The following is a 20637-nucleotide window of genomic DNA, read 5'->3' on the forward strand; positions in this document are numbered from 1 at the left end:
GGTGGGGACCCCGCCGGACCGGGTCGGGGCACCGGTCCGGCGGGGAGGCCTACCTCAACGGCACCACCGTCGTCGCGCCGAAGGTGCCCTTCAGCGGCACCGTCACGGCCTTGCCGCGTACGGTCACCGTGACGCTGTCCTGCGTCTGCGTCGGGTCCGACACGGCCAGCTGACGCCGCCCGACCGCCACCGACGCCGGGCCGGACACCCGCACGTCGCCGACCGAGCCGGCGGCGAAGAAGTTCGCCAGCACCGTGCCGTCGGCGACGCGCACCGCCTGCACCACCGGCGTGTTCGCCAGCACGTGACACGTCCACGACGCCGTCAGCGTGCCGAGCACCGACGCGCCCGGCAGCACCGCGTACGCGTAGGTCGCGTCGACCGGCTTGACGCCGTGCTCCAGCACCAGCTTCTGGTACCGGCGCGTGTTCGGCGTCGTGGTGCCCTTCGTGTTGGCGCCGGTGTCGATGTCGCGCCACGCGCCGGTGCGGTCCTCGCGCAGCGCCGTCACCGAGGCGTCGTCCAAGAGCACGTACCCGCCGACGTTCTCCAAGTGCAGCCAACGCGAACGACGCAACGCCGAGACCTTGCCGAGGTCGGTCGGGACGCGCCGGCCGTCCGCGAGCAACGTGCCGCGGCCGCCCTCGCCGAGGTTGCGGTTCTCGATCGTCGTCCGCACCGCGCTGCCGGACGTGCTGGTGATCCCGGCCCCGAGGCACACGATCCCGGACGACGTGAAGAACCACGACTTCTTCGCGACCAGCGAGCCGTCCCACGACATGAAGTCCATGGCGTAGGCGCCGGTGCGCGCGTCCCAGCGGACGCCGCCGGTGTGCGGGTTCGGGCCGACCGGCACGCCGCCGAACTTCGGGTCGACCGGGCCGTCGTTCTCGGTCGTGCCCGGCAGCAGCAGCGGGTCGACCGTCGGCCAGTACGCGTCGGTGTAGTGGCCCTTGGCGTTGGGCAGGAACGTGTAGAGCACGCCGTCGCCGACGTAGAAGCCCTTGAGGTTCTGGCCGTTGATGGCCTCGTAGCGCGAAATCCGCGTCGAGCTGACGCCGAGGGACGCCGACCAGTCGTCGGTGACGTGCACCATCCGGTCCTGCTGGCCGAAGACGCGGTGCGTGGCGGTGACCCGCGCCGGGCGCGCGCCCGAGGCCAGCATGTCCTGCGCGAACTCGATGCCCGGCGTCGCCACCAGGTCCGGGCCGGGCGCGAACCGCTCCGGGTCGGGGATCTTCAGGAACGGCGCGTATTCGCCTTCCTTGATCCACTTCGCGGCGAGCGCGTTGAGGTCGGTCTTCGTCTTGCCGGACGCCGTGCGGGCCAGCACGAGCGTCGCGACGGTCAGCTGGTGGCCGATGTCGTGCCCCGTCTCGCCCTGGCGGGAGAGCATCCGGCCGCGCACCGGCTCCATCAGCGCGCCCGCGTAGACGAACGGCGCGAAGCTGTCCGTCACCAGCGCGTAGATCTTGTCCTTCAACGGCTGCGGCAGCGCGTACTCGGTGCCCGCCGTGACGTGGATGGCGCCGGCGAGCGCGGTGAGCAGGACGATGCCGTAGTGCCCGGGGTACGGGATGGTGTCGTGCTGGATGAACGAGCCGTCGACGTGGAAGCCGTCGCCGGCCGCGCGGTCCAGCTTGGCGACGACGCTCGCCGCTCCCCCGCCCGCGACGTCGGTGAGCGCGTCGATGCCGGTCTTGATCCAGGCCGTGTCGCCGAGCATCGCGCCGGAGACGATCGAGATGAGCGCCTTGTCCGCGCGGTTCGCGCCGGTCTCGATCACCGACGCGTTGTTCGCGCGCAGGTTCGGGTTGCCGACGAACCGCTTGACCGGCGCCAGGTAGCGGGCCAGCTGTTCCGCGGTGAGCTGGTCGGCGACGACCGACAGCGTGTGCAGCAGGTAGTACGGGATGCCGATCTCGTAGGTGTACCAGTTGCCGATCTCGCCGACGGTTTCGTTGTACTGGCTGGCGTAGATCAGCTCGAGCGCCGCCTTGATCCGGTCGAGCACAACCGGGTCGCCGGACAGCGAGCCGCCCGGGGTGCCCCAGTCGACGGCGATCGCGCGCAGCCGCGCGTACATCGACGTCGTGTAGTCGCTGCCGGGGCCGAGCGGCAGGTCCGTCCACAGTGGAGCACCACCGCCGGCGACGGACAGGCTCGCGTTGTACGCCTTGGCGACGCGCCCCAGGTTGGCCAGCGCCGCGGTCCGTTCCGGCGACGGCCGGTTGATGCCGGTCTGCAGCTGCCGGTAGGCGGCGACGATCGGCGCGGTCGCGGCGGGCACCCCGCTCGCGGCCGGAGTGGCCGCGGACGCAGCGGAAGCGAAGGCGGGACGGGTGAGCAACACGGTCGAAGCGGCCGCCAGCGCGCCGCCGCGCAGAGCGTTTCTCCGGTTCACGGGCATGGCAATGCCTCCCAGGAAGACATCCTCGGCTTGCGGGGAATGGGGAACGGGATTCGGTTGTGCGGCGGCGGATTCGGTGCTCGGCACCGGAAACTGTCGGTGCCGAACGATAGAATGGAAACTGGGGGGCGCCCCCGCGGGATCAGGGGCTGCAGGTCGGGGATCGGGTTAGCGGCGCCGAAAACTGTCGGTGCCTGACGGTAGAGTAGGAATCTGGGGGCGCCCCCGCGGATCGGGGGCTGCGGGTCGGGGGATCCGGGCTGACGGCACCGGAAACTGTCGGTGCCAAACGGTAGGTTGAAAACCGGGGGGGCGCCCCGCGGGAGGCGCCCCACCGAGGTCAACGGGAGCCGTTGGTGCGGCGGGGCAGCTGCCAGGGGTTGGCCTCCTGGAGGGGTTCGGGCAGCAACGCGTCCGGGAAGCCCTGCCACGCCAGCGGGCGCAGGAACCGCTCGATCGCGGCGGTGCCGACGGACGTCGTGGTCGGGGCGGTCGTGGCCGGGTACGGGCCGCCGTGCTGCTGGGCCCAGCTCACCGTCACGCCGGTGGGCCAGTCGTTCCACAGCAGCCGCCCGGCGATGCGGGCCAGCGCCGGCAGCACCGGCCGGATCCAGTCCACATCGGACTCCTCGCCGTGGATCGTGGCGGTGAGCCCCGGTTCGATCACCTCCAGCAGGCGCAGCAGCTCGGCCTGGTCGGCGTAGGTGACGATCAGCGACGCCGGCCCGAAGCACTCCTCGTGCACGGTGTCGCCGCCCTCGAGGAACTGCTTGCCCGTGGTGGCCAGCAACGTCGGGGTGAACGCGGGCGCGGAAGAGTCCGCCGACGACACGACCTCGACCCCCGGGACCTCCCTCAGCGAAGAAAGCTGGGCGGCATACCCGGAAGCGATGCGGTCGTTGAGCATCGGCTGGGCCGCGACACCGGCCAGCGCCTCCCGCAATGCCGAGGTCAGGTTGTGGTCCTCGGGCAGGAACAGCAGGCCCGGCTTGGTGCAGAACTGACCGGCGCCGAGGGTGAACGACCCGGCGTAGCCCTTCGCGACGGCCTCCCCGCGCGCCGCGATCGCGGCCTCGGTGACGACGACCGGGTTGACGCTGCCCAGCTCGCCGTAGAACGGGATCGGCCGCGGCCGCGCGTTCGCGATGTCGAACAGCGCCCGCCCGCCGGGGATCGACCCGGTAAACGACGCCGCCGCGATCCGCGGGTCCTTCAGCGCCGTGACGCCTTCCTCCTGCCCGAAGATCACGTCGAAGATGCCCTCCGGCGCGCCCGCGCCGACCAGGGCTTCGCGCAGGATCCGGCCGGTCAGCGCGGACAGCTCCGGGTGCCCGGGGTGCGCCTTGAGGACGACCGGGCAGCCCGCGGCGAGCGCGGACGCCGTGTCGCCGCCGGCGACGCTGAACGCGAACGGGAAGTTGCTGGCCGCGAACACCAGCACCGGCCCGATCGCGGTCTTGACGCGGCGGATGTCCGGCCGCGGGCCCATCGGCCAGTCCGGGTCGGCGTGGTCGACGGTCGCGCCGAGGAACTCGCCGTCGGTGAGCACCTCGCCGAAGAGGCGCAGCTGGAACGTCGTGCGCTTCAGCTCGCCGGCCAGCCGCGGGGTGGCGGGCAGGTGGGTCTCGCTGTGCGCGAGCGGGACGAGGTCGTCGGCGGCGGCGTCCAGGGCGTCGGCGGCCGCGACCAGCCAGCGGGCGCGCTCGGCCGGGGTCGCCTCGGCGGCGGGGCGGGCGGCCGCGGCGGCCCCCGTCAGGATCTTCTCGAGCGTGGCGGCGTCGGTGGCCTGGCTCATGGGTGGAACAGCTCCTCAGTTTTCATGGGCGGCGGCGGTGGCCGTGGCCAGGTCGCTCCAGCGACCCGGACCGGCCAGTCCGAGGTGGTACAGGTGCAGCTCCGCGGCCCCCGCCTTGGCCAGCTCGCCGGCGTACGCGGCGATGTCCGGCACCGGGGCGGCGGCGACCGCGGTGATGTAGCTGCCGATCGCGACCCGTTCGGGCAGGGCCTCCCGGGCCGCCGCGACGGCTTCGGCACCCGTGGCGGGCGCCCAGCCGAACAATACGACCGCGTCGACGTCGTCGGCAGCGGACGGCGTCAGCCCCGGCAGCGCGCCGGTGACCCACGGGTCGAGCGCGCCGTGCAGCACGACCCGGATGCCCGCGGGCAGCACCGCCAAAACCGCGGCCCGCAAGGCGTCGGTGGCTTCCTGCCGGACCCGCAGCAGCATCGAGGTCAACGACGGCGGCAGACCGTCGGCCGTCACGCCCAGGTCGCCGGTCGCGACCAGTCGCCTGACCTCCTCGACGAGCTGCGCGCGAACGGTGTCCGCGTCGAGGTCCCACGAAGCGGCGCAGGCGTCGCAGCAGCAGATCGACAGCAACCGGGCCACCGCGGGCGCCCAGACGCCGTCGGTCTTCTCGTGCTGATGCTGGTGGACCGCGCCGAGCGGGCCGCAGGCTTCGAGGATGACCGACGACAGCTCCAAGCCGGCGACGGCCTGAGCGGTCAGCTTCGCCGCGTACTCGCGCACGGCGGGCTGCGACGGGCACAGCGCCCACGGGTAGGCCTCGCCGAAGCAGTTGCGCACCACGACGTCCGGGTGCTCGTAGCCGAGCTGGGAGTTGTGGGTCAGCACGATCCACGCGGCCGCCGGGATCCCGGCCTCGTTGAGCAGCCGGACGGCGTCGCCCCCGGAGTCTTCCGAAGTCACCCAGTCCGGAGTGGACGGACGCAGCGTGCCCCAGCCCCCGGACACCGGCCGGTAGAACGCCGCGTGCCGGGCGACGACCGAAGTCCGCGACGCCGACCACGGCGTCGCCGCGCGGGCGCTGTGGTACGACAGCGCCACGGCCACCTCGTCGACACCCAGGTCCCGGACGCGCGAAGCGAACCCGGACTCCAGGACGTCCCAGGGGTAGGCGTATCCCGTCACCTTCACCGGGTCACCACCTCGCCGTGTTCGGCTCGAAACCGGATACGTACTTGCGCATGTAGGTCACGTCGTCCCGTTTGGTCAGTCCACATCGGACGTAGTTCTCGTGCAGCCGGGCCAGCGCGTCCTCGTCCAGCTTCACGCCCAGCCCCGGCGTCGTGGGCACCTCGACGGCCCCGTCCCGGAAGGAAAGCACGCCCGGTTCGATGACGTCCTCGACCTTCCACGGCCAGTGCGTGTCGCAGGCGTAGGTCAGGTGCGGGGTCGCCGCGGCGACCTGGACCATCGCGGCCAGGCTGATCCCGAGGTGGCTGTTGGAGTGCATCGACAGGCCGACGCCGAAGCTCTCGCACGTCGTCGACAACGACTGTGTCGCGCGCAGGCCACCCCAGAAGTGGTGGTCCGACAGGAGAACGCCGATCGCGCGCGCCCGGAAGCCCGGCTCGATGTCGCCGAAGTTCACCACGCACATGTTGGTGGCCAGCGGCATCGACGCCTCGGCGGCCACCCGGGCCATGCCTTCGATGCCCGGCGTCGGGTCTTCGAGGTACTCCAGGACACCGTCGAGCTCGTGAGCCACCCGGATGCCGGTCTGAGGAGTCCACGCGCCGTTCGGGTCGATCCGCAGCGGGTGTCCGGGGAACGCCTCGGCCAGCGCGCGGATCCCGTCGACCTCCTGCGCGGGCTCGTAGACGCCGCCCTTGAGCTTGATCGAACGGAAGCCGTACTCGTCGATCATCCGTTTCGCCGACCCCACCAGGGTTTCCGGCGTGGTGATCTCGCCCCACGAATCCTCGCGGCCGTCGACGTGCTTGCCGTACTTGTAGAACAGGTAGGCGGAGAACTCGACGGCGTCACGCGCCTTGCCGCCGAGCAGGTCGGTGATCGACCGGCCGAGGTACTGCCCCTGCGCGTCCAGGCACGCGACCTCGAACAGCGAATACACGCTGGCCACGGTCTTGCGGATCGAGAAGCCGCCGATCAGCCCGTGCGCGTCGGTCAGCACCGTGTCCGACAACGCCTGCGCGACCAGCCGCTGCAAACCGGGCAGGTCGAAGACGTCGTGGCCGCGCAGCCGCGGCAGCACCTTGCGCACCTCGCCGAGGAACGCGGAGTCGCCGTAGGACTCGCCGAGCCCGACGATCCCGTCCTCGCACTTGACCTGCATGACGCTGCGCAGCGCGAACGGCTCGTGCACGCCCATGACGTTGAGCAGCGGCGGGTCGGCGAACGCGACCGGCGTCAGCACCACATCGAGGATCTTCATCAGCCCAGCGCCTTCAGCGTGACGAAGCCGTCCTCCACGATCTTCTCGAGCCGGTGGATCTGCTCCGGCGTCGGCTCGACCAGCGGCGGCCGGACCGGGCCGACCTTGTCGCCGCGCAGCCGGGCGGCGGCCTTCACCAGCGAGACGGCGAAGCCGGGCGTCTCGTCCCGCAGCGCCACCAGCGGCAGGTAGAAGCCGGTCAGCAGCGCGTCCATCACGCGGGTGTCGCCCTCGCCGAGCGCGCGGTGGAAGCGGTGCGCGATCTCCGGCGCGAAGCAGTGCACCGCCGAGGAGTACCGGGCGACGCCGATCGAGGCGTACGCCTTGGCCGAGACCTCCGCGGTCGGCAACCCGTTGAAGAACAGGAACTTCCGCGCCCGCTCGGTGTCCAGCGACCGGATCGTGGTGACGATCCGGGTCATCACCTCGACGTCGCCGTAGCCGTCCTTGAGCCCCACGACCGAGGGAATGTCCAGCAGCGAAGCCGCGGCCGGCGCGCCGAAGACGCCGGTGCCGCGGTGGTAGACGATCACCGGCACCGTCGAGTCGCCGACGGCGTAGCGGACGAAGTCGACCAAGCCCGCCTGCGGCCCGGAAACGAGGTACGGCGGCAGCAGCAGGACGCCGTCCGCACCCCCGGCCTGGGCCGCCGCGACACCGGCCCGCGCCGACGCCGCGCCGCCCCCGGCGCCCACCCAGACCGGGACGCGGCCGGCGGCCACCTCCCGGGACCGGGTGAGCACGGAGGCGTGCTCGGCGGGCGAGAGCGAGCTGAACTCGCCGGTGCCGCACGCGACGAACAGCGCACCGGCGCCCGCCGCGATGTGGCTCTCCACGTTCTCCGCGAGCGCGTCGAGGTTGACCTCGAGGTCCTCGGTGAACGGGGTGAGGGGGAACGCCAGCAGGCCGTCCAGCTCGATCTCGTTCTGTGCCATCAGTTTCCGCTCTCTGTCCTTTTTCGGTTTCGGCCGGGTGTGGCCATCGTCAGGCGGGCACGGTCGTGCCTTCCTTCGGCGTGGTGTCGACGTCGTCGGCGGCGTTCACGGTGTCGACGATCTCATCGGCGGCCGCGCTGCGCTCGGGGGCGAGCAGCCCGAGGCCGACGTACAGGGCGAGCGAGACCAGGATCGGCGTCGCGACCAGCACCGTCTGGTTCGCGTTGAACACGTAGTACACCAGCGCGTAGTCGATCAGGCCGCCCGCCCAGGAGATCAGCGCCGCGCGCGGGCCGCACTTGCGGAACCACGGCAGCATGCCCAGCAGCAGCGGGATCGAGATCGGGCCCATCAGCGCGGCGACCCAGTTGACGACGATCTGCAGCACGCCGCCGAGGTTCTGCGCCTGGGTGGCCACGAGCATGGTGAGGGCCACGAAGATGACCGTGGTGATCCGGGCGGCCTTGAGGCCCTGGACGTCGGTCCACTGCCGGGTGCGGCGGACCATCGCGGGGATCATGTCGCGGGTGATCACCGCGGAGATCGCGTTGGCGTCCGAGGAGACCATCGCCATGGTGTGCGAGAAGATGCCGGCCAGCACCAGGCCGATCAGGCCCGGCGGCAGGAACGTCGTCGTCATGATCGCGTAGGACTGCGTCGGGTCCTTGATGCCGGGGATGAGCAGCGGCGCCGCGAACATCGGGAACATCAGCACCAGCGGCCACAACAGGTACAGCGCGGACGAAAGGCGCGCACCGCGCTTGGCCTCGTGGGTGTTCGGCGCGGCCATGTACCGCTGCGCCAGGTTCCACATGCCTCCGTTGTACTCCAGCGTCTTCACCAGCACGTAGACGAGCAGGAAGATGGTGGTGTACTTGGACGTCACGGGGTTGACGTGGTTCTCGGGCAGCTTGTCCCACATCGTCCAGAGCGCGGAGATCCCGCCGAGCTTGCCGAGGACGACCACGATCATCACGATCGCCGCGATGGCCTGGATGACGAACTGGCCGAAGTCGGTGAGCGCGTCGGCCCAGAGCCCGCCGATGGTGCAGTAGACGAGGGTGACCGCGCCGGTGATGAGGATGCCGAGGTTGTAGTCCAGCCCGGCGAAGACGTGCAGCAGCGTCGCGACGGCGAACCACTTGGCCGCGATGTCGAAGATCTTCAGCAGGCTGCCGCTCCAGGCGAGCGCCTGCTGAGTCGGCACGTTGTAGCGCTTGGCCAGGTACTCCAGCGGCGAGGCGACGCCGAGCTTCGAGCGCAGCCGGTTCCAGCGGGCGGCGAACAGCCAGCTGCCGATGCCCACGCCGATGCCGATGCTGGCGAAGCCCCAGAAGTACACGGTGACGCCGCTGGTGTACGCGACGCCCGCGTACGCGACGAAGAGCACGGCGCTGTAGCCGGACATGTGGTGCGAGATGCCGGCCAGCCACCACGGCATCTTGCCGCCGGCCGTGAAGAAGTCCTTCACGTCGCTGACCCGTTTGTGCGACCACCAGCCGATCACGATCATCAGCGCGAAGTACGCGCAGACCATCGTCCAGTCGAGTGCGTGCACCGCAGGCTCCTTTCCGCGTCCACGTCGATGCGGTCTCGAAGGAGATGTTCACATCCATGAACGGAGTCTGTTATAGTGATTATGTTCATCCATAAGAACGTTGTTCGGGACGCTAATATGGCCGGAGTCACAAGTCAACGGCCGGACGGAGGAGCACAAATGCCGCAGAAGGTGGACAACCCGGTAGCGGCCGAGGGCGCCCCCGCCGAGTCGTCCGGGGTGAAGTCCGCGCGCCGGGCCGTCGACCTCATCGAGACGTTCGCGGCGAACGACGTCTGGCTGTCGCTGTCCGACCTGCACGCGCGCACGGGCTTCCCGCGCTCGTCGCTGCACGGCCTGCTGCGGACGCTCCTGGAAGCCGGCTGGCTGGAGGCGGACACCAACACCGCCCGCTACCGCCTCGGCGTCCGCGCGCTGATCTGCGGCACGGCGTACCTGGACCGCGACGCCGTCGTCCCGTTCGCCACCGAGGCCCTGGAGCGGATCCGGGAGAAGACCGGCTTCACCGCGCACTTCGCGCGGCGCAACGGCACCGAGGTCGTCTACCTGGAGACGCGCGAGTCGCAGCGGTCGACGCACCTCGTCTCCCGCGTCGGGCGCACGCTGCCCGCGCACGCGACCGCGCTGGGCAAGGCGCTGCTGGCCGAGCTGACGCACGACGAGATCGAGGCGCTGATGCTGCCGGCGTCGCTGACCGCGCTGACGCCGAACACGATTACCACGCTCGAAGGCCTGCACGCCGAGTGCGCCGCGACCCGCGAGCGCGGGTACGCCGCCGAGGTCGAGGAGGGCACGCTGGGCGTCCGCTGCGTCGCCGCGGTGATCCCCTACCGGATCCCGGGCACGGACGCGATCAGCTGCTCGATGCCGATCGCCCAGGTGACCGACGCCGACGCCCGTCGCGTCGGCGAGCTGCTCGCCGAAACCACCGCCGAGCTCGGGCAGCAGCTGCGCCGGGCCGGGATCCGCTGACCGCCGCCATTCCCTGTTAGGAGAGGAACCCCATGACGGACCAGCGCGTGCTCATCACCGGGTCGGCGGGTGTCGTCGGCACCCTGATGCGCCCCCGCTTGAAGCGCGACGGCCGCGTGCTGCGCCTGCTCGACCTGGCGCCGCAGACGGCGTCGGACGCCTCCGAAGAGGTCGTGACGGCGTCGGTGACCGACCCGGACGCGATGGCCGCGGCGTGCGAGGGCGTCGACGCGCTGATCCACCTGGGCGGGCACAGCCGCGAGAACTCGTGGGAAGCGACGCTCGACGTCAACATCAACGGCACGCACACGGTGCTGGAGGCGGCCCGCGCGGCGGGTGTTTCCCGCGTCATCCTGGCGTCGAGCAACCACGCGGTGGGCTTCCGCCGCAACGACGAGGACCTCCCGGCGGACTCCTCGCCGCGGCCGGACACGTACTACGGCGTCTCCAAGGCGGCGATCGAGGCGCTGGGCAGCCTGTACCACTCCCGGTTCGGCATGGACGTGATCGTCATCCGGATCGGCTCGTGCTTCGAGACGCCGTTGCCGCTGGGCCCGCGCGGGTTGACGACGTGGCTGTCCCCGGACGACGGCGCCCGGCTGTTCGAGGCGTGCCTCGCGGCGCCGTCGCCGGGGTACCGGCTGATCTGGGGCGTCTCGGACAACACGCGCCGGATCTACTCGCTGGCCGAAGCCGAAGCGCTGGGCTACAAGTCGCTGGACGACGCCGAGGTGTACGCGGAGCAGCTGGCCTCGAAGCCTGCCCCGACGGGTGCGGCGGCCGAGTACGTGGGCGGCCCGTTCTGCACCGCTCCCCTGGGCGTCTTCAACCCACTCTGACGGTTTCGGGAAGCCGCGGAGGTACTAGTACCTTCGCGGCTTCCCGCGTTCCCGGGTCGTCGCCAGGGTGGCCACATGATCTTGAAATCCCGCCGCGCGCGGAAGTGGACCATCGCCGGCGCGGTCGTGCTGGTCGTTCTGCTCGCCGGCGCGTTCACGCTGTTCGAAATCTCGAAGTCGCGGACGTTCCAGTTCTTCGGCACCCTCGTGAACCGCGTCGAGACGACGGAGAAGGTCGTCGCGCTCACCTTCGACGACGGGCCCGATCCCGCGGGCACCCAAGCCATCCTCGACACGCTTCGCGGTCGCGGAGTCCCGGCCACGTTCTTCCTCATCGGCCGCGACATCGCCGCGCACCCCGATCTCGCGCACGACATCGCCGCGGCGGGCCACGAAATCGGCAACCACAGCTTCAGCCACGACCGGATGATCGGCGTGACGCCGGCGTGGGTCGCGGACGAGGTCGAGGCCACCGACGCCCTCATCCGCACGACGGGCTACCCCGGTGACATCCTGTTCCGGCCGCCGAACGGCAAGAAGCTCTTCGCGTTGCCGCACTACCTGGCGTCGCACAACCGGATCACGGTCACGTGGGACGTCGAGCCGGACTCCGACGGGACCCCGGACGCGGCGACCGTCGTGTCGACGACCGTGAGCCAGGTCCGGCCGGGCTCGATCGTGCTGCTGCACGGGATGTACGCGGGCCGCGAGCAGACCCGCCAGGCGATCGGGCCGATCATCGACCGGCTCAAGGAGCGGGGCTATCGGTTCGTGACCGTCTCACAGCTGATCGGCTGAACACCAGCACAACCACCAGGGCGCCGGCCACGCAGGGCGCCAGCCCGGCCCACCCCAGCGCGGGCGGCAGACCGGTGTCCCCCGAGGTGTCCTCGACGAGCAGGCCGGTCAGCCCGGTGGCCACGCCGAGGACGAGCAGCACGATCGCGGCGGCGCGGGCCCACCGCTTGCCCGCCCGGACGGCCCAGGCCGTCGCGAGCCAGCCGAGGACGCCCAACGCGCCAACGCTCGCCAGCAGAACCAGGTACGTGGTGACGGCCGAGCCGATCTGAGCCGGGGTGTAAGCCGGGTACCCGGCTCGGATGTGGTCGGCCAGCAGGGACCGGTCGGCGAACGGGAGCACCGTGGCGGCGACGGTCAGGGCGAGCCCGGCCGCCGCCGCCAGGACTGCGGGACGGCGTGCGGTCGTTCCCACCGCCGCCGGAACGCGTCGTGCGGTCACTGCGGCTCGCCGCCCATCGCCAGCCGGGTGAAGGCCGCGAGCGCGCCGTCGATCGGGTGCGGCTGCGGCCGGCCCGACTCGTCGAGCCGGTTCCAGCGCTGCGCGTTCACCGCGATCGCGAACTGCCGCCGGCCGTCCGCGCGGGCCGCCGCCAGCGTTCCGCCGCCCCAGACCGTGCCGCCGTGGCCCCAGAACTCCGTCGACTCCACCGGGTGCAGGCCGAGACCGTAGTCGATCAGCTTGCCCTCCTGGGAAATGATCCGGACCGTCCGCCGCATCTCGGCCAGCGAAGCCGGTGAGACGATCCCGCCCGCCAGCAGCAGCCCGAAGAAGCGGTTGAGGTCCGCGACCGTCGAGATCAGCGACGCCGACGGCCCGACCCACGACATGTCGAAGACGCTGTAGTCGCGCGGCGGGTCGATCATGCCGAACCACGACTCGTAGAGCTTCGAGTGCGGCCCCTCGACGTGCGTTCCGGTCGGGAACCCGGTGTCGCGGAGCCCGGCGCGGTCGATGACGTCACGGGTGATGCATTCCTCGGCGCTGCCTCCGGTGACGTGCGCGAGGAGCCGGCCGAGCAGCAGGTAGTTGGTGTTGGAGTACACGCCGGGAGTGCCGCCCGGGGTGCCGACCGGCGGCGCGCCGACGCCCATCGCGATCAGCTCGACCGGGTCGAACCGCGTGTACCGGTGGTCGTCCAGGCTGTCCGGCCGGGTGGACGCCAGGTCGGGGAACGCCTTGAGGCTCGGATACGCGTACGGGAGGTACTCGGCGAGCCCGCTCGTGTGGTCGATCAGCATCCGGACCGTGATCGCCTGTCCCCGGTCGCCCGGGACGAGCGAAGGCAGGTAGTGGCCGATCGGGGTGTCGAGCCCGATCCGGCCGGCCTCGACCTGGCGCAGCACCGCGGCGGCGGTGAACGTCTTCGTGACGCTGCCGACGCGGTGGCGCATGCGGGCGGCGACCGGGTGGCCGGTCTCGATGTCGGCGACGCCCGCGGCGCCGCGCCAGACCTGGTCGCCGGCCCGCACCTCGGCGAACACGCCCGGTACGCCGGCGCGGTGGACCGCCTCCAGGGCGGCGTCCAGCTTCGCGTGATCCATGGGGACTCCTCTCGGGAAGGGAAGTGTCCTCATTATGCACGCAGTGCGTGCAACAGCAAGTGCATAAGTTATGCTGACGGTCGGCGAAGGGACGAGATGGCGAACCGAAGGCGTTGGACGACCGAGGAAATCCTGGACACGGCCGCGGAGCTGCTGCGCCGCGGCGACGCCGAGTCGTTCAGCGTGCGCAAGCTCGCCGCGGAGCTGGGGACGGACTCCTCGAGCCTCTACCGGCACTTCCGCACCAAGACCGAGCTGCTGCGCGCGCTGGCCGACCGGATCCTCGTCGGCGCCATGGCCGGATATCAGCCCGAAGGCGACTGGAAGCAGCGCCTGACCGCGCTGGCCCTGCGCCTGCGGGAGGCGTTCGGCGAGCAACCGCAGATCGCTGTGGTCTGGGGCCGCTACGCCTCCAGCGGCGCCGGGTCCCGGCTGGTGATGGAGGAGGTGCTGCAGGCCCTGCGCGCGTCAGGCCTGCCCGACGAGCGGATCCCGGCGCGCTACCACCGGATCGCGATCCTGTTCGCCGCGCTGATCGCGTCCGAGGCCGGCGTCAGCACGGTCACGCCCGAGGAACACGAGCAAGGCATGGAGCTGTTCCGCGTCGCGGTGCTGGGCGCCGACCCCGACCGCTTCCCCGCCCTGGCCCACTTCGCCCGCGAGGTCCGTCCGCTCGGCGCCGACCGCCGCGCGGCCTTCGAGGAGCTCATCGCCGCCCAGCTCGCCGACATCGAGGCCGCGATCAGTGCGCGACCCGCAAGGCCGGCACCTCGAGACTGACCACCCACTCGCCGTCACGCGGTCCGTGCGTCACCGCTCCCCCGGCCGCCGCGGCCTGCTCCGCGAGACCCGCCAGGCCATACCCCGCACCGGTCCGCGGAGTCCCCTTCAGGGTGTTGCGCGCGGTGATCGTCACGCCTTCTTCAGCGGAAACGTCGATCCGCAGCCGGACGCCGGGACCGTTGTGCCGCAACGCGTTCACCGCCGTCTCCGCGACGAACCGCTCGGCCAGCTCGCGCACCGGGCGCGGCAGGACGGGCAGCACCGGGTCGCGGTCGAGGACCAGGCCCGCGGTGCGCAGCCGGGCCAGCACCTCCGCGAGGTCCGGCGGCCGGTCGGCGTCGTCGCGCAGGTCGTCGAGCGTGCGGCGGACCAGCGTCAGCGCGCCGCGTCCGGCGGCCAGCAGCGTGTCGAGGCGCTCGCGGTCGGCGTCGGTCAGGTCGCCGACCGCGCGCAGCGTCTCCGCCTGCACCAGCATCACGGCCGTGGTCTGGGCGAGCGTGTCGTGCAGCCGCCGGGCCGCGCGCTCGGCCCGGTCGGCGAGCGCGCGCCGGCGTTCGGCGCCGAGCAGCCAGGCGACCGCGCAGATCGTGACGGCCAGGAGCGTGCCGTCGAACGGGCCCTTCGCCGGGTACACGGTGAGACCCACCGTCAGCGCGGCCGCGGCGGCGAGCCACCGCTGCGGCGTGCTGTACAGCGCGAGCAGCACCGGCACGTACATCGTGTTGCGCGGCTGCTCCAACAGCAGGTGCCCGGCCGTGGCGAGGGTGACGACCACGAGCACGACGGCCGGCGCGCGTCGCGACCACAGCAGCGGGACCAGCTGGACCGCGCTGAGCAGCGCCGCGACCCAGCCCTGGTGCGGGGTCCAGGCGCCGCTGGCGAAGAACACCGCGGCGGCCGCGGCCGTCGTGACGAGGGACTGGCGCATGCCGCCGACAGTAGAGTGCCCGGCATGATCCGGGTTCAGGTCGTCGACGACCACGCGCTGGTGCGCGAAGGCATCGCGCTGATCCTGGACGCGCAGCCGGACCTCGACGTCGTCGCGCAGTACGCGAGCGGTCCCGAGCTGCTCGGCTCGTCCGTCGAGGCGGATGTCGTGCTGCTGGACCTGTATCTGCCCGGCATGGACGGCCTCGAAGTCCTGCGCCGCGTGCCGCCCACGGCACCGCGGGTGCTGATGCTGACGACGGTCGGCCGGCCCCGCGAGATCCGCGAGGCCCTGAACGCGGGCGCGGCCGGGTTCGTGCTGAAGGACTCGAGCGGCGACGAGCTCGCGGCCGCCGTCCGGGCCGCCCACCAGGGCGTGACGGCGATGAGCCCGGCGGTGGCAAGCGCGTTGAGCGCGGGTGGTGCACTGACTCCGCGCGAGCGGGACGTCTTGGAGCTGCTGGGCGAGGGACTGTCCAATCGGGACATCGCGGAGCGGCTGCGCCTGGCGGAGCGGACGGTCAAGGTGCACGTGGGGAACGTGCTGGCCAAGCTGGGCGTCACGAGCCGCACCCAGGCGGCGCTCCTGGCCAGGAACCGGTGATCCCGGCGTGGTGCGCGGAGCACCTCGGGAGCGTCCCGGTCGAGGTGCTCTTCGAGCGCCGCTCGCTGTCCGAGGTGGTCGGGCTGCGGCTGGCCGACGGCCGCGAAGTCGTCGTGAAGGTCCGTGAAGACGAGGGCCGTGAGGCGTCCTGCGTCGCCGCCCAGGCGTGGCTGGCGGACCGCGGGTTCCCGTGCGCGCGGCCGCTGACGGACGTCATCCGGGTCGGCTCGCTGGCCGTCCACGCCGAAGAGTCGCGGCCCGGCGGCGTGATGCTGCTCGGCGACACCCCGGACATCGCCGAGCGCTACGCGGCGGTGTTCGCGCGGCTGATGACCGAGCTGACCGACGTCCTCGTCGCACCGCCGTTGCCGAATCCGCGGTGGGCCCGGTGGGACCACCGGGATCCGGGGCTGTGGCCGGCGATCGGGTTCCTGGACGGGCGGAACCAGAGCGCCGTGCCGGAGTACGTCGTCGAGACGGCTTTCCGCGCCCGCAAGCGCTTGCTGGCCGGTGGGTTGCCGTGCGTGCTCGGCCACGCCGACTTCGAGGCCCAGAACCTCCGCTGGCACGACGGGGAGATCTGGGCCGTGCACGACTGGGACAGCCTGGCGTGGCAGCCGGAAGCCGCGCTCGTGGGAGCGGCCTGCGGGACGTTCGCCAACGCGTCACCGCCGACCCTGGCTCCCATCGCGAGTTCCGCCGCGTTCTTGGCCGCCTACCAGGAACTCCGCGGCCGCCGCTTCACCGCGGAGGAAGAGGAGATCGCGTGGGCCGCGAGCCTCTGGATCGCCGTGCACAACGCGCGGTGGGAAGCACTGCACGGTGATCCCGCGGTGTGCGGCGAGGCGGTCCGCGACCAGGCGGCCGAACGGCTGGGCCGCGCCCGCGCCTGACCTGCCCGGTGGTTCACCCCTTGACGTACCGGGTCAGCATCGCGACCATTTCGTCCTCGAGCCGCCGGGCGTCGATCGGGTCGGGCTCCGCCAGCAGGTCGTGGACGGCCAGCTCGACCGTCGCGATGACCAGGCGGGCCGCCGTGGCGGTGTCGGCGACGCGGACCTCGGGGTGGCCCTCCAGGAGGTCGCGGGTGTGACCGACCATGTCCCGCTTCACCCGGCCGATCCGCTCCAGCAGCTCGTTCGAGCGCGGGGCCTGCTCCAGCAGCATGCGCAGCAGGTGGGGGTCGCCGAGGTGGGCTTCGACGGCGAGCCGGACGAAGACGCGGAAGATCTCCTCGATCGAGTCCGGCAACGGGCCGGTCAGGACCTTCGCCGCGGCCGCCGTGCCGTCGTCGAGGTGGCGGGTCAGCAGCTCGGCCAGGATCGCGTCCTTGTTGGGGAAGTACTGGTACAGCGAGCCGATCGAGATCCCGGCGCGCTCGGCGATGCGGTTGGTGGTGCCGGCGGCGTAGCCGTGGTCGGCGAAAACGTGAGCAGCCGCGGTCAGGATCCGCTGCCGGGTCAGCTCGGCGCGGACCTGACGCGGCTGTTTACGTGGCTGGATGCGGCGCTGGTCCGGCGTCACGGCCCCTCCTCGATCGAGCGTGGAAAGCGAGTAGTCAAGATCTGAGTATTTGCTCATAATTATGTCATGACCAGCACAAACACGCTGACCCGCCGCTACCGGCAGGTGTCCATGGCCGAGGTCCGGAGCCGGCTGGGCGCGCCCGAGGAGATGCTCGAGGGCAAGAAGCTCGACCACATCGACAAGCACGCCCGCCGCTTCATCGCCCACTCGCCGTTCCTCGCGCTGGCCACCTCCGACGCTTCCGGCCGTGGGGACTGCTCGCCCCGCGGCGACTACCCCGGCTTCGTCAAGGTGCTCGACGAGCACACGCTCGCCCTGCCCGACCGGCCCGGCAACAAGATCGCCGACTCCTTCCGCAACATCGCCGAGAACGACGGCGTCGGCCTGCTGTTCCTCATCCCCGGCATGCGGGAAGTGCTGCGCGTCAACGGAAGCGCGTACGTCACCGACGACGAGGACGTGCTCGCCCGGATGCGCACCGAAGCCAAGGCGCCGATGCTCGCGATCATCGTCGAGGTCGCCGAGTCGTACCTGCACTGCGGCCGGGCGCTGCTGCGGTCGCGGCTGTGGGACCCCGCCAGCCAGGCGCTGGCCGCGGAGATGCCGTCGGCCGGCGAGATCGCCGCCGACCAGCTGGGCATCGCCATCGCCCCGGCGGTGTTCGAACAGGTCCTCGAAGAGAGCTACCGGAAGCTGTACTGACATGCAGAAGACGATCCTGGACCGCGTCGAGCGCGTCGCCGACGACGTCGTCTCCCTCGTGCTGCGCGGCGACGAAGGCCCCCTGGCGCCGTGGGAGCCCGGCGCGCACATCGACCTCGCGCTGCCCAACTGGCTGACCCGGCAGTACTCGCTGTGCGGCGATCCCGCCGACCTCTCCGCCTACCGCATCGCCGTCCGGCACGACCCGTTGAGCCGGGGCGGGTCGGAGTACGTCCACCTGTACCTGCGTCCCGGCCGGACGCTCGAAGTTTCGGTGCCGCGAAACCACTTCCCGCTCGTGCCCGCGCCGGAGTACCTGTTCATCGCGGGCGGGATCGGGATCACGCCGATCGTGCCGATGCTGCGGGCCGCCGGTACCGCGGCGACGCTGGTGTACGCGGGCCGCTCGCCGTCGGCCATGCCGTTCGCGGCGGAACTGCGGGCCGAGCACGGCGATCGCGTGCGGCTGTTCGACCACAGCCGTCCGGATCTGGCGGCGCTGGCGGCGGAGTTCCCGGCGGCGGAGGTCTACTGCTGCGGCCCGGCGTCCATGGTGGACGCGGCCGAAGCGCTGTTCCCGCGCGTGCACACCGAACGCTTCCAGCCCACCCAGCGCGTCTTCGGGCCGGACACGCCGTTCGAGGTCGTGTGTGCCCGCTCCGGGCAGACCCTCCAGGTCCCGGCCGACGAGTCCCTGCTGGACGTGCTGAACCACGCCGGGAAGCCGGTGCCGTCCGGGTGCCGCGAGGGCGTCTGCGGGAGCTGCGAACTGTCCGTCCTCGACGGCGACCCCGAGCACCGCGACGACATCGGCGCACCGGCCGGGCGGATGTACCCGTGCGTGTCGCGCGCGTTGTCCCCCCGGCTCGTGCTGGACGTCTGATGATCCCGAAGGTGCGCCGGCCCGCTTCCCGCCGGATGCTCACGCTCGAAGTCCTGGCGAACACGTCGCCCAGCCCGGCGTTCCGGACCATCACCCTCGGCGGCGCGGCGCTCGCGGACCTCGACGTCGTCGGCGACGACCAGGCCGTCCGGCTGTTCTTCCCGCGGGTGGGCCAGGAGTCGCTGCGGATGCCGACCCGGGACAACGAGGGCTGGATGGCCGAGGTGCTGATGATGCCGAAGTCGCGACGGCCGTGGGTGCGCAACTACACGATCCGGCGAGCGCGCCCGGGCGAGATCGACATCGAGTTCGCCCTCCACGACGGCGACGCCCCGGCGGCCTCGTGGGCCCGCCGGGCGCGTCCGGGCGACGCGGCCGGGGTCTTCGACCTGGGCGTCAGCTACCTGCCGCCGGCCGGGGCGTCGTGGCAGCTGCTGGCCGGGGACGAGAGCGCGCTGCCCGCGATCCTGGCGATCCTCGAAGGCGCACCGTCCGATCTGGTGGCGGAGGTGTTCCTGGAGGTGCCGTCGACGGCGGACGTCCGGGCGGTCGAGGCGCCGCCGGGAGCGCGGGTGCACTGGCTGCCGCGGGACGAGCCCGGCCGCCGCCCGGGCACGCTGGCGCTCAAGGCGATCGAGGCCGCGGAACTCCCGGCGGGACGCGCGTACGCGTGGGTAGCCGGGGAAAGCGCGCTGGCCACGGGCGTCCGGCGGCACCTCGTTCGGTCGCGTGGCTGGCCGAAGGCCGACATCGCGTTCTTGGGCTACTGGCGCCACGGCCGCTCCGCTCCGGGTTGAGCCCCGGTTCGCGTACCATCGCGGGCAGCCTCGACGTCGAGGAGGCAGGCGTGGGCGAACTCGGGCTGGGCGACACCAACGGCATCCTCGCGCTGCCCTGGGTCCGGCCCGAACGCACCAGCGCGGGGCTCGGCTGGGACCGGGTGTACGTGTCCAAGCAGCGGGAACGTCCGTACCGGGCCGAGTTCGCGGCCGCGGGCAGCCACCAGCTGATCCTGCACCTCGACGGCCCGGTGACGGTCCGCCGCGGCGTCGGGACCCCGCGCGAGCGCAGCCGCCGGATGCCGGTGGGCGGGCTGTTCCTGCAGCCGTCGCACGCGGATTTGTCGGTCGAGCTGGGCGGCGAGCTCGAGACGGTACACGTCTACATCGCGGACGACGCGGTCCAGGAGGCGGCGGGCGAGCACGCGCCGATCCGGCTCGCGGAGGAGCTCGGCAGCACGGACCCCCTGCTGGAGCAGCTGGTGCTCAGCTTGGACGGAGTGGTCCGCGAATGGGAGCCGAGCGCGCGAACGTACGCGGACCAGCTGGGCGCGCTGGTGGCGGCGCAGCTGGTCCGCCGCCACCACGCGGGACCGGCCCCGGAGCCGGCGGCGGCGCGGGGGTTGTCGGACCGGCAGTTCACGCGGGTGCGGGACTTCATGGCCGAACGGTTGGCCGAGGCGGTGCCGCTGGCCGACTTGGCGGCGCTGGCGGGGTTGAGCGTGAGCCAGTTTTCGCGGCAGTTCAAGGCGCGAACGGGGGTGCCGCCGCATCGGTACTTGCTGCGGTTGCGGGTGGAGCGGGCGGGGTTGCTGCTGCGCACGGGTGATGACCCGATCGCGGAGATCGCCGCTCGGTGCGGGTTTTCGCACCAGGAGCATTTGACGCGGGTGCTGCGGGCCCAGCTGGGCACGACCCCGGCGGCCCTGCGCCGGACGGGCTGAGAGGCCCCCGGGCACGCGGCTTGCGGCGGTGCGGGCCTGTTGAATCCCCTTCGCCGCTGCCTGCGCCAGCCCGCCGCCGGAGCTTCGCGGCACCCATCGTCCGACTTACGCGTTTCGTGCCGAGCCCACCAGCGCCCCCGCGGCCGGTCCGCCGGCCCGGCGGTCCCGGCCGCCCGGCGGCGCCAAGCTGCCGGCCCACCACCGCGCCGGCCAAGCACGCGCGTTTCGTGCC

Annotated in this window: 20 protein-coding genes; 10 read left to right on the top strand and 10 right to left on the bottom strand. The window is 72.0% G+C overall.

Annotated features, from left to right (window positions below; genetic code table 11):
- Positions 1 to 49 precede the first annotated feature (49 nt).
- From ABFJ78_RS45040 to ABFJ78_RS45065, 6 genes are all read right to left on the bottom strand, one after another.
- Positions 50 to 2410, bottom strand: a complete 2361-nt coding sequence (locus tag ABFJ78_RS45040; RefSeq protein ID WP_436393580.1) for a polysaccharide lyase 8 family protein — start codon at positions 2408 to 2410, stop codon at positions 50 to 52.
- 340 nt (positions 2411 to 2750) lie between these two features.
- The gene (locus tag ABFJ78_RS45045; protein WP_436393581.1) at positions 2751 to 4205 is read right to left on the bottom strand and encodes an aldehyde dehydrogenase (NADP(+)); all 1455 of its coding nucleotides are present in this window, start codon (positions 4203 to 4205) and stop codon (positions 2751 to 2753) included.
- Positions 4206 to 4220: 15 nt separating this feature from the next.
- Complete coding sequence (locus ABFJ78_RS45050) at positions 4221 to 5348, bottom strand: hypothetical protein (protein ID WP_436393582.1); 1128 nt, start codon at positions 5346 to 5348, stop codon at positions 4221 to 4223.
- A 4-nt stretch (positions 5349 to 5352) separates the two neighbouring features.
- Complete coding sequence (locus tag ABFJ78_RS45055; RefSeq protein ID WP_436393583.1) at positions 5353 to 6609, bottom strand: glucarate dehydratase family protein; 1257 nt, start codon at positions 6607 to 6609, stop codon at positions 5353 to 5355.
- The gene (locus tag ABFJ78_RS45060; RefSeq protein ID WP_436393584.1) at positions 6609 to 7544 is read right to left on the bottom strand and encodes a 5-dehydro-4-deoxyglucarate dehydratase; all 936 of its coding nucleotides are present in this window, start codon (positions 7542 to 7544) and stop codon (positions 6609 to 6611) included. Before ABFJ78_RS45060 ends, ABFJ78_RS45055 begins: the two co-directional genes overlap by 1 nt.
- 49 nt (positions 7545 to 7593) lie before the next feature.
- A complete protein-coding gene (locus ABFJ78_RS45065) occupies positions 7594 to 9102 on the bottom strand; it encodes a sodium:solute symporter family protein (protein WP_436393585.1) in 1509 nt (502 codons plus the stop codon).
- Positions 9103 to 9261: 159 nt separating this feature from the next.
- Between ABFJ78_RS45065 and ABFJ78_RS45070 the strand changes: the two genes are divergently transcribed.
- The 3 genes from ABFJ78_RS45070 (at position 9262) to ABFJ78_RS45080 (ending at position 11711) form a co-directional block, all read left to right on the top strand.
- On the top strand, positions 9262 to 10074 hold the full coding sequence (locus tag ABFJ78_RS45070) for an IclR family transcriptional regulator (protein ID WP_436393586.1): 813 nt from the start codon (positions 9262 to 9264) through the stop codon (positions 10072 to 10074).
- 32 nt (positions 10075 to 10106) lie between these two features.
- Positions 10107 to 10913: an NAD-dependent epimerase/dehydratase family protein gene (locus tag ABFJ78_RS45075; RefSeq protein ID WP_436393587.1), complete on the top strand. Its 807-nt coding sequence runs from the start codon at positions 10107 to 10109 to the stop codon at positions 10911 to 10913.
- Between the two features lie 75 nt (positions 10914 to 10988).
- Positions 10989 to 11711 carry a polysaccharide deacetylase family protein gene (locus ABFJ78_RS45080; RefSeq protein ID WP_436393588.1) on the top strand — a complete coding sequence of 241 codons (723 nt, stop codon included), beginning with the start codon at positions 10989 to 10991 and terminating at the stop codon, positions 11709 to 11711.
- Here the strand turns inward: ABFJ78_RS45080 and ABFJ78_RS45085 are convergent.
- Positions 11662 to 12153 (bottom strand): hypothetical protein, encoded by a 492-nt coding sequence (locus tag ABFJ78_RS45085; protein WP_436393589.1) that lies wholly within the window; start codon positions 12151 to 12153, stop codon positions 11662 to 11664. The two genes, ABFJ78_RS45080 and ABFJ78_RS45085, sit on opposite strands and share 50 nt — an antisense overlap.
- Positions 12150 to 13256 (bottom strand): serine hydrolase domain-containing protein, encoded by a 1107-nt coding sequence (locus ABFJ78_RS45090; RefSeq protein ID WP_436393590.1) that lies wholly within the window; start codon positions 13254 to 13256, stop codon positions 12150 to 12152. The genes ABFJ78_RS45085 and ABFJ78_RS45090 overlap by 4 nt, the downstream gene beginning before the upstream one ends.
- Before the next feature lie 96 nt (positions 13257 to 13352).
- On the opposite strand from ABFJ78_RS45090, the gene ABFJ78_RS45095 reads away from it, so the two are divergent.
- Positions 13353 to 14036 carry a TetR/AcrR family transcriptional regulator gene (locus ABFJ78_RS45095; protein ID WP_436393591.1) on the top strand — a complete coding sequence of 228 codons (684 nt, stop codon included), beginning with the start codon at positions 13353 to 13355 and terminating at the stop codon, positions 14034 to 14036.
- On the opposite strand, the gene ABFJ78_RS45100 is transcribed toward ABFJ78_RS45095, so the two are convergent.
- Positions 13999 to 14967 carry a histidine kinase gene (locus ABFJ78_RS45100; RefSeq protein ID WP_436393592.1) on the bottom strand — a complete coding sequence of 323 codons (969 nt, stop codon included), beginning with the start codon at positions 14965 to 14967 and terminating at the stop codon, positions 13999 to 14001. The two genes, ABFJ78_RS45095 and ABFJ78_RS45100, sit on opposite strands and share 38 nt — an antisense overlap.
- Positions 14968 to 14991: 24 nt before the next feature.
- Between ABFJ78_RS45100 and ABFJ78_RS45105 the strand changes: the two genes are divergently transcribed.
- The gene (locus tag ABFJ78_RS45105; RefSeq protein WP_436393593.1) at positions 14992 to 15570 is read left to right on the top strand and encodes a LuxR C-terminal-related transcriptional regulator; all 579 of its coding nucleotides are present in this window, start codon (positions 14992 to 14994) and stop codon (positions 15568 to 15570) included.
- The gene (locus tag ABFJ78_RS45110) at positions 15567 to 16463 is read left to right on the top strand and encodes a phosphotransferase (RefSeq protein WP_436393594.1); all 897 of its coding nucleotides are present in this window, start codon (positions 15567 to 15569) and stop codon (positions 16461 to 16463) included. The genes ABFJ78_RS45105 and ABFJ78_RS45110 overlap by 4 nt, the downstream gene beginning before the upstream one ends.
- Before the next feature lie 13 nt (positions 16464 to 16476).
- On the opposite strand, the gene ABFJ78_RS45115 is transcribed toward ABFJ78_RS45110, so the two are convergent.
- Positions 16477 to 17094 (bottom strand): TetR/AcrR family transcriptional regulator, encoded by a 618-nt coding sequence (locus ABFJ78_RS45115; protein WP_436393595.1) that lies wholly within the window; start codon positions 17092 to 17094, stop codon positions 16477 to 16479.
- Between the two features lie 66 nt (positions 17095 to 17160).
- Here ABFJ78_RS45115 and ABFJ78_RS45120 point away from each other — a divergent pair, with 66 nt between their 5' ends.
- Genes ABFJ78_RS45120 through ABFJ78_RS45135 form a run of 4 tightly spaced genes read left to right on the top strand, consistent with a single transcriptional unit; the run spans position 17161 to position 20405 of the window.
- The gene (locus tag ABFJ78_RS45120; RefSeq protein WP_436393596.1) at positions 17161 to 17799 is read left to right on the top strand and encodes an MSMEG_1061 family FMN-dependent PPOX-type flavoprotein; all 639 of its coding nucleotides are present in this window, start codon (positions 17161 to 17163) and stop codon (positions 17797 to 17799) included.
- 1 nt (position 17800) lies between these two features.
- Positions 17801 to 18682: a PDR/VanB family oxidoreductase gene (locus ABFJ78_RS45125; protein ID WP_436393597.1), complete on the top strand. Its 882-nt coding sequence runs from the start codon at positions 17801 to 17803 to the stop codon at positions 18680 to 18682.
- Positions 18682 to 19479, top strand: a complete 798-nt coding sequence (locus tag ABFJ78_RS45130; RefSeq protein ID WP_436393598.1) for a siderophore-interacting protein — start codon at positions 18682 to 18684, stop codon at positions 19477 to 19479. Before ABFJ78_RS45125 ends, ABFJ78_RS45130 begins: the two co-directional genes overlap by 1 nt.
- Positions 19480 to 19529: 50 nt before the next feature.
- Positions 19530 to 20405, top strand: a complete 876-nt coding sequence (locus tag ABFJ78_RS45135) for a helix-turn-helix domain-containing protein (protein WP_436393599.1) — start codon at positions 19530 to 19532, stop codon at positions 20403 to 20405.
- Positions 20406 to 20637: the final 232 nt, after the last annotated feature.

The organism is Amycolatopsis sp. MEPSY49 (assembly GCF_051337345.1).
GTDB lineage: Bacteria > Actinomycetota > Actinomycetes > Mycobacteriales > Pseudonocardiaceae > Amycolatopsis.